Origin of the sequence: Blautia sp. OM07-19, from assembly GCF_003481595.1 — a bacterium.
GTDB classification, from domain to species: Bacteria; Bacillota; Clostridia; order Lachnospirales; family Lachnospiraceae; genus Blautia_A; species Blautia_A intestinihominis.
Window position 1 is genome coordinate 1 of record NZ_QULA01000015.1, and the last position, 14,924, is coordinate 14,924.

Below are 14,924 nucleotides of genomic sequence, written 5' to 3' on the forward strand. Positions count from 1 at the left end.
TATGGAAAATAATTTAAAAGATCAACATTATAAAAACATGGGTATAATGCTTCTACTTCCCTTGTAAGCTGATCTTTTACGATGCCCTCTACTTCCATCTGATCACGATCATGCAATACTGCATGTGCGGTTTCATGCACCGCTGTTTTCATGGTTTGTGCCTCACTCATGCCAGGCTGGATAGCAATATATTTATCGACAAGCTGATAAAAGCCTTTCGCCTCCCCATCAATCTCAATAAAACGGATAGGAACCGGGGCAACCATTTTTAATGATTCCATAAAATCATGGTAGATCAAAACATCTCCATCCAGTTCTGATACCTCAAACTCTGGAATCGGTTCTCCTGTGGTCTGGCTGACATCAAATACTGTCGTAACCCGGAATTTTGTAATAACACGCTCTACTACTTCTGTTTCCGGCTGTCCATCTTTCCCAATCACAATCTCGCCTGTTTCCGGATCAGTTTTTTCAATCTCCTGTTTCTCTTTAAACGGAGCCGGGGCAATAATCTGGATGCCTTTTTCCCCTCTTTTTACCTGTCGGTTGAATTTCTTCTGCCATGCCTGATACCCCGCTACCAGTGTTGCTTCCGGTTTCTGCATAGCGATCAACAATGTATTATTAAAACTGTAATTATGGAACTTTGCCATTGTATTCAGATATTCCGTATATTTTTCTGATGTGAATATTTCTGCAACACCCTGTTCCAACTGCTCTGTAATCTGCTTTAACTGTTCTTCTCTGTTTGCCATAATCAAATCCTCCATAGAAAAATCCCGCCAAAGCTATGGTCACTCTGACGGGATACCCTTTATAACTCCTGTTCGTGTTTCTTTTTTGGTTTCTGCTGTATTTCGCCTGTCTGCTCCTGCTGTTTCTGTTCTTTCAGTCTTTCCAGAATAGATGTTTTATGAACACTGTCAGCAATTCTGTCCTGTCGTTCCTCTGTCACGTTTACTTCCGGATTTTCCCCAATGCCCTCATCTGCCAGAAGATTTTCTCCCCCTTTCTCATCCATGTTCAGCATGGCATTTAGTTCTGCCAGACGTTCCATTTTTTCACTCAGTTCCGCTTCTTTCGGGAATGGCTTCTGCACCTCTTCCTGTGCGGTCTTTAACTGCTGTTGTACCGTTTCCAGATTCTGCTCGGTATCTGCCAGCTTTTTCTCGATTGCAGAAAGTGCATTATGAATCCTCTGGATATTGCCCAGAGTATCCTTTCCGAACTCAATCTTATAAGAACATTTTCCCTTGATCGTCAGGGTATAAGTATTCGACAGGAAATTGTATTCTGAAGAAAGTGCAAAACCATGATATTCTCCGATCTGCCCTGCTGATTTTACGGACTTCAAGCCGGATGCTGCTGAAATGAGTGCAACTCCCGCTTCTTTTTTATCGGTATACAGCTTTCCACCAACTGTCATTGCAAAGTGGTCATTATCCTGCAAATCTATTCCTTTTACTACATCTGCATCCACACGCATACCGGCAATCTTCTCTTTTAATGCTGTAATCTGTACCGGATACCGCTTTGCAATATCCGATTCCAGACGATAGATCTGACTGGTGTGGTTTGCTTTCAAAAGTTTCAGTTTACTTACCTGCACATCCAGATCCATTTTTTCTTTGATGTACTCGTTTCCTGTTGCCAGTGCTTTGATTTCTGCATAGGACAGAGCTGTATCATCTACATCTTCACAGGCACGCACCGGGGATTTACTGGTCATGATCTGTGAAATAAACTTCTGCTTGTTTTCCAGAATCTGCCACATGTACGAATCAAACGTATTTTCCGTTACATACCGGAAGATTTTTACCTTGTCATTCTGGTTTCCCTGCCTGAGAATACGTCCCTCCTGCTGTTCCAAGTCGGACGGTTTCCAGGGGCAGTCCAGATGATGCAGTGCAAGTAGTCTGTCCTGGACGTTGGTACCAGCGCCGAGTTTCGGAGTGGAACCCATCAGGATTCTTACCTGCCCGGCCCGCACCTTTGCAAACAACTCCGCTTTTTTTACTTCCGTATTGTATTCATGAATAAATGCGATCTGCTCTTTCGGGATTCCCCGTTCCACCAGCTTGTTTCTTACATCATCATAAACATTGAACGTTCCGTCAGTTTTCGGTGTACTGAGGTCACAGAAGATTAACTGGGTAGCCTGTGTATCTTTTCCGTCCTCCCATACCTGGAAAGCATTCTCCACACAGGCATTTACCTTGCTTTTCCCTGCGTCTGGCAACATATCATTTAAAAGCCTCTGGTCTAATGCACATTTTCTTCCATCATTGGTAATTTTGAGCATGTTATCTACCCTTGGATCTACCGCACCTCCCCTAACCTGCTCTGCACGTTCTGAAAATGCTTCCACCATTTCTTTCTGCTCATCGCTCGGTTTTAATACTTCATTGATATATTCTGCTTCCGGTACAGGAAGATTCAACATGTCCGCAGTCTGAATATCTGCTGTTTCCTTAAATATGGAAATCAGTTCCGGAAGATTAAAGAAACGGGCAAATCGTGTTTTTGCACGATAGCCCGTCCCTTCCGGTGACAATTCGATTGCCGTAACAGTTTCTCCAAAAGTAGCTGCCCACGAATCAAAATGCCCCATTCCCATATTCATTAAAGTATCATACTGGAGGTATCTCATAATGGTGTATAATTCGGTCATACTGTTTGATACGGGTGTTCCCGTTGCAAACGTAATTCCCTTTCCCCCGGTAATCTCATCCATGTACCTGCATTTCATAAACATATCTGAACTTTTCTGTGCATCGGTCTGTGAAATGCCTGCCACATTCCGCATTTTAGTGTATAAAAAAAGATTTTTGTAATAATGTGACTCGTCCACAAACAGCCTGTCCACGCCTAACTGCTCAAAAGTCACAACATCATCTTTTCGTGTCTGGTCATTTAATTTTTCCAGTTTTGCTTTCAGGGTTTTCTTCGTCTTTTCCATCTGTTTAACGGTATACTGCTCTCCAACCTGCGTCTTTGCTGATTCAATAGAAAATGTAATATCTGCAATCTGATCTTCAAGCAATGCAATCTGTCTTTCCCTAGAAAGCGGGATTTTTTCGAACTGGCTGTGTCCAATAATAACCGCATCATAATCCCCTGTTGCGATTCTGGAACAGAACCGTTTTCTGTTTGCCGGTTCAAAATCTTTCTTTGTTGCCACCAGAACATTTGCTCCCGGATACAAGCGTAAAAAATCGCTTCCCCACTGTTCCAGCAAATGGTTTGGAACCACATAAAGGCTCTTTTGTGCCAGTCCCAGACGCTTGCTCTCCATACCAGCTGCGATCATCTGGAATGTCTTGCCTGCACCTACACAGTGTGCGAGCAGGGTATTATTTCCATAAAGAATATGTGCCACCGCATTTTTCTGATGCTCCATCAGCTTAATTTCCGGATTCATTCCGACAAACTGGATATGACTGCCATCATATTCTCTTGGTCTTACACTGTTAAACCGTTCATTATAAATCTTGCAGAGCGTTTCCCGTCGGCTCATATCCTTAAAGATCCACTCTTTAAATTCCTCCCGGATCAGTTCCTGCTTCTGCTGCGCCAGAGTAGTTTCCTTTCGGTTCAGTACCCGGTGTTCCCCATCCGCATCATGTATTGTGTCATAAATTTTTGTATCATGCAGATTCAACGCATCCTCCAACAATCTATAAGCATTTGCCCTTTGTGTTCCATAAGTTGATGTGGAAAGTGGATTATTGCTGCTATCCACATTCTTTCCCTTTACATTCCACTGTCCAGTCACTTCCGCATACTGCACTTTAATACGCTCATAATTGATATGGTGTCGTGGTGTATGGAATGTTTCTGCCATGAACTCTGTAATATAGTCCGGAGAAATCCATGTTGCACCAAGCCTTGCTTCAATCTCGGAAGCATCCAGGTCTTTCGGCTGTACCCGTTCCAGTGCCTGCACATTGACCATATATTCCGGATGGTTTTCTGCAAACTGCCTTGCAACGTTCAGCTTCTCCCTGACATTCCCGGAAAGATACTCGTCGGATGGCTCCCATTTATCTGTAAGCGGATTTTTGAAGATAACACCTGTAAGCTCCTCTGTGACCTCTTCCTCTGTTTTCCCTGTAAGCTCCATCATATAAGGAATATCCACTTTCGCCTTTTCCCCGATAGATACCGCCAGTGCCTCACTTGCAGTATCTACCGATGTTACCGGCTCTGCCCTGCGGATCGTCCTTTTCGTAAATATGTCTGCTTTCCGCTTCAACTCGCCCTTTTCATCCAGAAATTCAAGGGAAGTCAAAAGGCAATAGCTGCTGTCCATGCTGAACGCTCTTTTATTTGCATTGCTGCTGAGTAGTCCATACTTGGCAGTAAAACTGTCATAAACCTGATTCAACTCAGCCTGTAAGCTGGCAACCTCTTCATCACTGCATTCTTCCAACTGCCGTTCCAGAAGTCTGTTTGTTGCATCCCGGATCGCAACCATCCCTCTGACACGTTCGCCTGTCACAACGGGAAGTTCCATCTTATTCATAACAGAATTTTCCCTGTAATAAATATCCTCTCCGACAAGTGCAAAGCTGAAGTTCTTAATGTCCGGATCTGCCGGTATGGATACCACCTGTTCTTCCAGTTCCGTATCCGAAATCTCCTGCTCTGTGATGGTTCCCTGGATATGCTTCACCGCTTCTTTTAACTGCTCAGCCAGATCTGCTCCCTCTTTTGCCTTTACCGTTACTTCCTGTTTTCCGTACTGGGTACTTTCTGTTGTAAAATCCCCAAGCACCATTTCCGGATGGTCAGCAAAATAAGAATTGACCGTATATCCTTCTGGTGTGGTTTTTAACTGTACCCAGTCTGGCTCTGTGATCGCAGCCCTGTCCCTTTTCTGGAAAAACAGAATATCCGCAACCACACTGGTATTGGCATTTCTCTGGAAAGCATTGTTCGGTAAGCGAATCGCCCCAAGCAGGTCTGCCCGATTTGCAAAATACTGTCGGACTTCCAGATTCTGTTTATCCATCGTACCGCTTGATGTGACAACTGCCACCACTCCTCCGGGACGTAGCAGGTCTAAAGATTTTGCAATAAAATAGTCATGGATCATAAAATGGTATCGATCATACTTGCGATCACTGACCTGGTATGCCCCAAACGGTACATTTCCGATTACGCAGTCAAAAAAGCTGTCCGGGTAACTGGTTTCCTCAAATCCCTGTACTGCAATCCTGTTCTTCTGGTAAAGCTGCTTTGCAATCTGCCCGGAAATCGGATCAAGCTCTACACCATACATATTTGTGGTACTCATACTTTCCGGTAAAAGTCCCATAAAGTTTCCTACTCCACAGGACGGTTCCAGGATATTTCCCTGTTTCAGTCCCATGTTTCCAAGTGCTTCATACATTGCCTTGATGACTGTTGGAGAAGTATAAAAAGCGTTCAGCGTTGATGCCCTTGCTGCACTGTATTCTTCTGGCGTAAGGACTCCTTTTAACTGTGTATATTCCTCTGCCCAGGCACTGTTTCTTTCTTCAAAAGCCTGGGGAATACCGCCCCATCCAACATACCTCGACAACACTTCCTGTTCTTCCGGTGTTGCTAATCTCTGATCCTGTTCCAGTTCTTTCAGTAGCCGGATAGCTTCCATATTTGCTTTAAACTTTGCCTTCGGACCGCCAGCACCAAGGTCATCGTCCGTAATATGGAAGTTATGAGGTTCCTGTTCCTGCACCTGTTCATTCTGCAGATATGGCAAAAATTCTCCCTCATAGCCAAACAGTTCGTTCTCCCCCGGAATATAATTTCGTCCAGTTTCCATACACCGGAAAATATCAGCTTTTGATGAACCACTTGCTTCGTAAAATCCTGCATAGGAATATAAAATATCATCTTCTCGCTCGTAGGTAGTCAAATGTAATTCTGTATTTCCTCTTGTCTGGTTTACCAGTTCTTTCCCTTCCAGACCTTGCGGAAGAATCCCCACTGGTTCAAAATGATACCCCTGATATTCAAATACATTCTCGTCCCACTGTTCCTGTACAACTACATCTTCTGGCTCAGACTCTGATTCTTGTAAATCCAGTTCTTGTCGTACTCTGGTAATTTCTTCTGGATTCATGACATGATCTGTATATGGCTCGATCATATCCTCCTGCCATCTGCCATTATCATTCCAGAGTTTTTCCGAAATGTCAGAAACCAACTGCATCTGTTCCGGTGAAAAGTCTGGATTCAATACTGGTTCTAACATACGCTCCTGTTCAGCCAGCTTTCGGATAACCGCCATCTGTTCCTCGGAAAAATCCTCTACAGATTTTCCAACTGTATCCATACTGTCATAGATCAGTTCGCCTACACGACTTTTTAATACATAATCATCCTCATAAAAGCCATCTTCCCACAATTCTTTTGCTTCTTCAAAGGACATATGCGGATCTGCCTCTGGTTCTTCATTCTGTATCTCTTCCACTTCTGCAGCCGATTCTTCTACTTCCAGTTCTTCCGTAATTTCCTCTGGTTCAGAATTACTCATAATGTCAAATAAAGACATCTGGTATCCTGTCAAGCCTTCCGTCTGCTCTGCTACTTCCTGTGCCGGGAAAATCGTATAGCTGCCCTCCACATACTGATGTACTTCTGTTAAAAGCTGTAATTTCTTCTCATAAGTTTCATTTACTGATTCAAAATCCAATGGCAGCATTGCCAGTGCATCGTCCATCGCCTGTAACAGTTTCTGTGCCTGTTCCGAATCATTCAGCATAGCAGGTAATTCTTTTTTTGCTTCTTCATTGAAGAAATCCTGTTTAAATGGACGCTCAATTTCTTCTGGCAGTCTTGCATAAAAGCTGATCACTTTCCCTGCAATTCGTTCCCTTTCATAATCTGGCATACGGGAATAATCAGCAGAATGTAAAAACTGTTGATTATCAATCAGATAACCGACTCTTTTCGCCACTTTTGCCCAGGGAAGCAACACCGAAGTATCTGGATTCCCATAGGTTCCTCTCTCCAGTTTCAACCCTTTTCCGTCATAATCTGCATGGGAATTATCTGCACCACATAAAGCGTGGCTACAACCACCTGTACCGTATTTTTCCTTAATAAAATCTGTTCTCGCTTTATCATCTTCATTCAGAAGATAAAACGAATAGGTAGAAAGCCTGCCATCAGAATAAGGACCTCCACCGGCAAGAAAAGCGTCTATTTCATCCTGAGTAATAAACACCTTATGTTCCTGCCATGCAAATTCCTCCCTGGCACTGTATGGAACCACTTCTGCTGCAAATTTCTGGAACTGACTGGATATTCTGACTGGGTTATAGGTACGGAACCGCATAATGCTTCTATCTTCCTCATAAGCCATTGCCAGTCCTTCCAGACGCTCATTCATATCTGACAGCCACTGCGAATCTGACAACTTTTCTTCTAGATAATCTGTTATTTCCGGATAAATACTGCGAAGATATGGTAAATCCTCTTCATCAAAAACAAGTTCCGCTACACCCTCTGCCATATCCGCTTTCATATAGGCAAGTGCCTGGGCATGTTCCTTTACTGCGTTCTCCCTTGCAACATCGAGTACAGACTGCGGTGCATATTCACCCTGTTTCAAAAGCTGATGGATACGTCCACTCACATCTTCCCAGGATAAAAACGCCTTATCCAGAATCTGATCCGTAACCGTATGTCCTACTGCAATCTGCAATCCGGTTTCATCAAACCAGACCGAATACTCCATACCATTGATTTCAAAGCCTTTTCCACCAGTCCCATACTCCCGCTTCACAAACTCCGTATATTCCTCCGGTGTCTGTTCGCTCATAAAATTATAGATAATACGAAGCTGGCTCTTGCTTCGGTTTCCTCCGGTTCTTAAAACCTCATCGACCACTTCACTTGGAATGGCAATCTCTCCTGCATAAAGGGCCGCTACTCTGTTTTCAATTTCTCGTTTCTGTTCATTTACAGACGGAAGTTCTGGCAAAGATAAAGCAGAGGCAATTTCTTCCTCTGCTTTACTTAACTGATCTTCACTTGTATCTTCAATTAACTGTATACCAATTCCGTCAAGATGCTCTCTTCCGCTGTTGCCGTCAGACTGTTCATATGTGCTGTCCACGCCATCGGGTTCTCCTCTTTCGACGGTGCCGGATTCTTCTCCAACAGTTTCTCCATCAGTACTTCCAATCTCTCCTGTGCCGCTTTCTCGATCTCCTCCAGATGGCTGTTCAATTTCCCGGTCAGCAACAGGCTCTGGTACAGGCTGTTCTTGTACTCCTTCAGAAATGTCCTCCGCAGCATTCCGTATTTCCCGATCTGTGCTTCTGTTTCCTGAATTGTCAGGTTTGGAAACAGATAATCCCCTTTTCGATAATATGTCAGTGCCATTCTCATTTCCTCCTTCATTTTCCTGTGAATATTCTTTTTCTGTAATAGTATCGTTGTTTTCTTTACTTTCACGAATTAACGTGTTGAAGTTATTATAATTCCTTTCTTCTGAATTTTCAATACCTTTTTTCATTTCTTCTAATAAAATGCGATGTACATATCTTCCAATATCCACCAGAACTGATTCACTCGCTCTGCTTGTGGCATTTCCAATGAATGTCAGCACAGAGAGGCGATTGTAATCTGTAATATGTACAAAATCCATTTCCTCCTGCCGTTCCATTGGATCAAGTCCGCATCTGGAAGCAAGTGTATAATAAATGCTGTCCGTCAACAGACTTCGGAACTCACTGCGGATGGTATCTTCCTCCAGTTCTTCCAGATAGGTTCCCTCTGTCACATACAACAGACCATCCAGATACTCCTCCAGATTTTCCTCCACCATATACCTAGCGGTTGCCATCAAAGCGTCAGAAAGATTTTTCGTATCTTTCGCTTCCAATCCATAAACTTCTTCCAGGTGAAGCAATACCTCTTCCTGCTGTTCTTCCTGTAGTTTCCACAGATACGGTGTTCTTCCACCATTTACCATATGGGTATCCTGAACATCGAATACATATCGAAGTCTTGTTTTCTGCGTGGTTTCATCTATAAGGGCAATTCCTTTTGCCCCTCTGTTTACCCACCGGAACATTTTTTGATTCCATAATTCCAGCGACGCACAGGCAGTTGCCTGTGGACGCTGTGCATGAATCAGAAGCTGATCCATAAATGGGTATCGGTATAATCTGGCTGAGGTATCCAGATAGTTCATCCAGTCCCTGGACGAACTGCTGATACTGGATGCATGTGCTTCTGCAAGATCTCTTATATCTTCCAATCGAGCCATAACCTTATTCCTCCTTCCGTCAGTTCTTTATTATTTTTGTTTGTTGCTGTTTGTTTTCTTTTTAGGAAATTCCAGACTGAATCTGGCTTTTCCATCTTCCACCCCAAGTACAAGGTCAGCATCAAATTTGCTGTCTTTTTTCTTGGAATACAGTCCTTTTACATGAGTACGTCCCCTTTTCAGAAGCTCCACAGCCATCTTTTTATCCATTGATTTTTTCATACTTTCCAGAAACCTATTTGACTTCCATAAAGCAAACGGACAGCTTCTGTCAGAACAGTAATAATTGCTCTTACCCTCATATACATCGGAACCGCATATTGGACATTTCCCGATTACTTCCCTTGCAGTCTGAAAACGACTTCGTTCTTCTTCCGGAATCGCCCTGCATACAGAAAGGATCTCAGTAATCATAGATACAATCCCATCCATAAATTCATCATCCCGAATTTTTCCCTTTTCCATCATCAGAAGCTGATTCTCCCATTCTGCTGTCAGGCTTGCAGATTTCAGATTCTCCGGCATTACATGAATCAGCTCACAACCTGCCGCCGTAGGAAGAATCTGTTTTCCTTTACGTTCTGCATATCCGGAAGATACCAGTTTCTCAATAATATTAGCTCTGGTTGCCGGTGTCCCAAGTCCCTTTTTCTCTGTTTCAGAATCAAATTCCTTATTTCCCGCTGTTTCCATCGCAGCAAGCAGAGTATCTTCGGTAAACATCTTCGGTGGGGAAGTGTAATGGGTACTCTTCTCTGCTTTCACAGAAACAAGAATCATTCCCTCCTCATACCCTTCTGGAAGTCCTGTCTTATTATCTGGTTCATCAGATCTCTTATCCTTCACACAATATTTCCGAAAGGCTTCTTCCACTTCTTTAAATCCCATCTGCACAGGCAGCTTTCCTTTCGTAGCAAATTCATGTTCTTTGCACTGTACAGAAATTTCAGTCTGCTCATAAAGGTAATCTTCTCCGGTTGCCTGTACAAGCTGCTGTCCGATCAGCATCATAAGATTTTTCTTTCCATCTGAAAGTCCTCCCATACCTTTTTCTACTGCCTCTTTTGTCAGCAGGATTGCATGGTGGTCTGATACTTTTGTATTATTGATTACACGCTCTGCATTTCCTCCAGACTGTTCAGATTTCAAAAATGGGAGAAAATCTGTCATTTCATCTGCAAGTGTTTCTACCGTTTCTTTCATATCTTCCGTTACATACTGGCTATCCGTTCTCGGATATGTAACCATCTTTTCCTCATACAGTTCCTGCAGCATATCCAGTGTTTTCTGAGCGGTGTATCCAAAATAACGGTTCGCCTCTCTCTGCAGACTGGTCAGATCATAAAGTTTCGGCGGTGAAATTCGTTTCTGCGCCTTTTTTACTTTTGTAACCATTGCTTCTTCCCCATCACAAAGTTTTCTTAATTCGTCTGCTTCTGCTTCAAACTGGATATTTTCTGATGTTACTGTAAGTTTCCCATCTGACAGAGAAACCTTATAATAGGCTTCTTTCTTGAAATGCTCGATTTTCTCTTTTCTTTCTGTCAGCATGGAAAGCGTTGGTGTCTGTACCCTGCCGACCACCAGGCGTTTAAAATATCTGGTTGTATAGGCTCTCGTTGCATTCATTCCGATCAGCCAGTCTGCCTGCGCTCTGCACACCGCAGCATTACAAAGACCTGCGTATTCTTTCCCGTCCTTTAAGGTCTGGAAGCCTTTCTGAATTGCTTCATCTTCCATTGAACTGATCCACAGACGCTTCACTGGTTTTTGACAGCCTGCCAGATCATAAACTCTTTTAAAAATCAGTTCTCCCTCTCGCCCGGCGTCACAGCCATTGACCAGATACGCCACATCTTCCCGATTCATTAAGCTGCACAATACTTCAAACTGCTTCTTTTTATCCTCTGATACCTGCACTTTCCATACTTCCGGGATGATCGGTAAATCCTCAAACTGCCATTTTTCATATTTTTCATCATAAATTTCTGGTGGTGCATATTCTGCGAGATGTCCCAAGCACCAACTGACAATACAACTGTTCCCCTCCAGATAGCCGTCCTCTCTCTGATATGCAGATAAATTCTTTGCAAGACTCTGTGCCACGCTTGGTTTCTCTGCAATCACTAAAAATTTCGCCATATTTTTCTCCTGTTCCTGTCAAAAAGGCAGTCCCAAAAGAACTGCCCTTTCTCCATACTTTATGATTTTTTGTTATTTCTGCTGATTCTCTGCATTTTCTTCATCTTCATTGATGTAACTGTCATCAGCAAATTCCAGACCTTCCTCTACAATGCCGTCCTCTTTTTTCTTTCTCAATTTTCCAAAAGCGAACATGCCAAGACCACCCAATGCCAGCGTTGCAACTGCTCCCAAAGCAATCCATCCAATCATCTTGTTAATGCCAGATTCCTGCTTTGCCTCTGTTTCCGGCTGTGCTGTAGTTTCCGGTTCTGGTGTTGTAGTCGTTTCTGGAAGAACAACCGCAGATTCCTCTTTCTTTTCCGTTTCTTTGGTTTCATCTAAGAACTCTGCCAGGTCATTTTCATCCACAAGTGACATCATGTACACATTTTCAGAAGTACCGGAACGGTCAATGACCATATAAAAGGTATTTCCATTCTTTGTCTGTACAGTCAGAAACTGCTTGGTACTGTCATTCTCCTTATCATCCACAAGCTGTCCGTTTCCCGGTGTAGAAAACGGTGTTCCTTCTGTGGCAGGCTGCTCTGCAGGCTGTTCTTCTATGACCTGCTCTGTTGCTTCGGTCTGCTCTGCATTTTCATTTGCCTGTGCAAAAGCAGTCACACTGGCAGAACCAATCAGCATCGTAGCTGACAGCATGACCATCAAAATTTTTTTCATTACCTTATTCTTCATCTTCCAAATCCTCACTTTCTTCTACCTGTCCGGTTGCCACATTTCTCTCCAGACTCTCTTCTTTCTTTGCATCTGTTTCGGAACTATCCATAGAGAGATTGCCCTCCTCATCAAACTGCATGGTAACTGTTCCGTTCTGAATCCCATCCAGAAAAGTCAACATCTCTCGACTATCCATTTTCATGGAACGAATCGCCTTGATAATTTCTGCATCCTCCATCTGCTTTTTCTGGATTTTTAGTTTCTTTACATATTCCTGTAATTCCAGAATCTTATCTTCAGTTTTCTGAATATCATCCAGAACCTTTTTTAATCGCATGTTCATATTCCATCACTCCCTTCTAATGAAGCCTTCCAAATGCCATAAAGTGTTGCTGCCAGTAAGAGCTTGCAATGCTCGTATACTGAATCGGGTTTCCACAATGGATCATCATATTATTTCCTACATAAATTCCAACATGGCTCGCTCCCGGCGTATCATAAGTTCCCTGGAAAAAGATCAGATCTCCCGGCTTTGCATCAGATGGAGATACATAGGAGCAATAAGACCGAAGCCCATCTGCCGTTGTTCTTCCTACATTCCAGCCATTTCCGCAGTTATTGATTACCCAACATACGAAACCGGAACAATCAAAACTGGTAGATGGAGATGCACCGCCCCACACATACGGATAACCCAGATATTTTTCTGCTTCCCGAATCATCTTGGCAAACTGCGGATCAGAAAGTGCTTCTGCCGGAATATCATATCCAAAGCCTGCCCCACCTGTCGGAATTGTGTTAAGGTCAAACAGATAATCACGATTTCCATAGTATTTGTTGTAAGCGTCATACTGCTCCTGTTCCTTATCTGTCATACGGTTTCTTAAAACTGCATCCAGATTATGGTTCGTGAGTGTTACATCCAAACGGTTCACTTCTCTTGTCGTTGTTACTTCTACTTCCTGACTTCCGTTGCTGTCTGCTATGTACGCTTCCCAGGTCTGATGCCCATGTGCTGATGCAGAAACATGATCACCATAATATACATCAAACTGAACACCATATTTTGCAAATGCTCCCGTATCTTCTACTACATATTCCACTCCGTTCATAATGACATGGGTTCCCATTGGCACAAATGGATTGGAAGCATCTACTGCAATCGTATGATTAGCCTGTGGATATGCGCCACTTGCAGTCGGACCACCGCTCCACTGCCCGCAACAGATTGAACAGTTACAATATCCGCTGGTCACCACCTGTCCCAGTGATTCCCCAACCCTGACCTTTTTCTTTTCTGTTACAGTTTCTCGTGTCGAGTCCGTATACAACCCATACTGTTCCTTAAAAATCTCCTGGATCTCATCCGCAACCTCTGCATAGGTAAAACCGCCATACTTGACTGTCAAGTAAGAAATAAGCTGATACGGGTTGTGTCCAATCTCATCAATCTGGAACTGGAACTCATCATAGTCGGAATGGTTTGCCTTCATCTGATTGATCTGCTCATTCAGTGCATTTTCCAATGCTACATAAGCATTTTCCGCAGCATAAATATCTTCATCCTCACTGGAATAACTGGTAGAAATAATGGCATTGGAACCTCCCTGGAATAACGCAGCGCAACTTGACAGACTCGTTGCCATCAATGCAAAAAGCAAAACCATAACTCCTATCGTCAGAAGGATATTCCGGTTCTGCGCCACAATCTCCTTGACTGCTGCCTTGGCTTTCTCCGTAAATCGCTGTGCATTTACAAACACTGCATCTTTCGCAGCCTTTCCCTGTTTCGCAGCCTGATACTGTTTCTGGTAACGCTTTTTCTGCAGTAATTTCTTTAAGGCAGACTGTTTTTTCTGCTCTGCTTCTTTCTGAACCGCCTTTTTTGCCTCATTGGAAGCACTAGTTCCAAACTGCAAGCGGGATTTTTCCATTTCTTCCAGCACAGATTCCCTTAACCGGTTATTTCTCTGCCGGTTCTCTTTTAACCGTTCCCGGACGTAAATTGACTTTCTTGCAAGACTTTCTCCCGCAAGTTCCATTTGCTCTGCTGCATCAAGAGCCGCATTATCGTCGGTATCCTCTCTGATCTTTTTCTGACCATAGGCAGATGCCGTTTCAGAAACAACGGTTGCACCCTTTCTTGCCATTCCACTGCCTGGAATCATACCTTTGCCTTCATCTTCAAAGGAAAGACGGGATTTTGATTTCTTCTGTTCTTTTAGCGTCTGTTCCCTTTTCGTCTTGCCTTTGATCTCTTCCCGAAAATCTTCCATTGATTTTTCATCAACTTCTGACTTTTCATGGTAGCGTTTCTGCTCTTTTGCTGCATAGGCTGTGACCATCTTTTTCTTTCGGCTCTGCCTGTCTGGTTCCGGTGTTTCAGAATCACGTTCGGCATCCTGTCCCGGATGTCCCCGGATACTTTCTTTACGAAGTCTGGAACGTGAAACAGACGGAGATTTCTCCCCGTCTGCCTTATCCTCACTCATTTCTGAGTTTTCCATTTCATCCGCTTCCGCAATTTTTTCCTGTTCCAGAAAAGCGTGTCTTGACTGTAACCTGTGTTTTCCCTCTGTTCCTTCCTCTACTGGTTCTTCTGCAGTATGAGCTTTTCTTGCCTTTCCAAAATCCAGCTCCTGTTCCCTGTGTCCGGCTGTTTTCTTCTCATCTGCCTCACGTCTGGTAATTCGCTTCTCCTTTTTACTGCGAAGATTTTCTTCCCGAAGTCCATCCCGGCTCATCTTCTGGACAGTTTTATCCCTTGCTTTATATTCATGCTCCTGCATGGTCA

6 protein-coding genes are annotated in these 14,924 nt (G+C 43.4%); all 6 read right to left on the reverse strand.

The annotated features are described in order from the left end of the window. Window positions 1-755: ArdC family protein (locus DXC01_RS11275; protein ID WP_118698934.1), on the reverse strand; the 755-nt coding region annotated here is incomplete at its 3' end. A 59-nt stretch (window positions 756-814) separates the two neighbouring features. Beyond that, window positions 815-9,268 (reverse strand): Eco57I restriction-modification methylase domain-containing protein, encoded by an 8,454-nt coding sequence (locus DXC01_RS21045; protein WP_118698935.1) that lies wholly within the window; start codon window positions 9,266-9,268, stop codon window positions 815-817. 30 nt (window positions 9,269-9,298) lie between these two features. Further along, a complete protein-coding gene (locus DXC01_RS11285) occupies window positions 9,299-11,410 on the reverse strand; it encodes a type IA DNA topoisomerase (RefSeq protein WP_118698936.1) in 2,112 nt (703 codons plus the stop codon). A gap of 72 nt (window positions 11,411-11,482) precedes the next feature. Beyond that, window positions 11,483-12,148, reverse strand: coding sequence for a CD1107 family mobile element protein (locus DXC01_RS11290; RefSeq protein ID WP_117636429.1), 666 nt, complete (start codon window positions 12,146-12,148; stop codon window positions 11,483-11,485). Continuing rightward, window positions 12,138-12,473, reverse strand: a complete 336-nt coding sequence (locus DXC01_RS11295) for a DUF4315 family protein (protein ID WP_029730842.1) — start codon at window positions 12,471-12,473, stop codon at window positions 12,138-12,140. Before DXC01_RS11295 ends, DXC01_RS11290 begins: the two co-directional genes overlap by 11 nt. 16 nt (window positions 12,474-12,489) lie before the next feature. Next, complete coding sequence (locus DXC01_RS11300; protein ID WP_118698937.1) at window positions 12,490-14,919, reverse strand: C40 family peptidase; 2,430 nt, start codon at window positions 14,917-14,919, stop codon at window positions 12,490-12,492. Window positions 14,920-14,924 lie beyond the last annotated feature (5 nt).

What these genes read in the sequence shown, in the direction of transcription:
- DXC01_RS21045 (WP_118698935.1), bottom strand. Translation starts at nt 9,268, where the DNA reads ATGGCTCGATTGGAAGATATAAGAGATCTTGCAGAAGCACATGCATCC.
- DXC01_RS11290 (WP_117636429.1), bottom strand. Translation starts at nt 12,148, where the DNA reads ATGAAGAATAAGGTAATGAAAAAAATTTTGATGGTCATGCTGTCAGCT.
- DXC01_RS11300 (WP_118698937.1), bottom strand. Translation starts at nt 14,919, where the DNA reads ATGCAGGAGCATGAATATAAAGCAAGGGATAAAACTGTCCAGAAGATG.
- DXC01_RS11285 (WP_118698936.1), bottom strand. Translation starts at nt 11,410, where the DNA reads ATGGCGAAATTTTTAGTGATTGCAGAGAAACCAAGCGTGGCACAGAGT.
- DXC01_RS11295 (WP_029730842.1), bottom strand. Translation starts at nt 12,473, where the DNA reads ATGAACATGCGATTAAAAAAGGTTCTGGATGATATTCAGAAAACTGAA.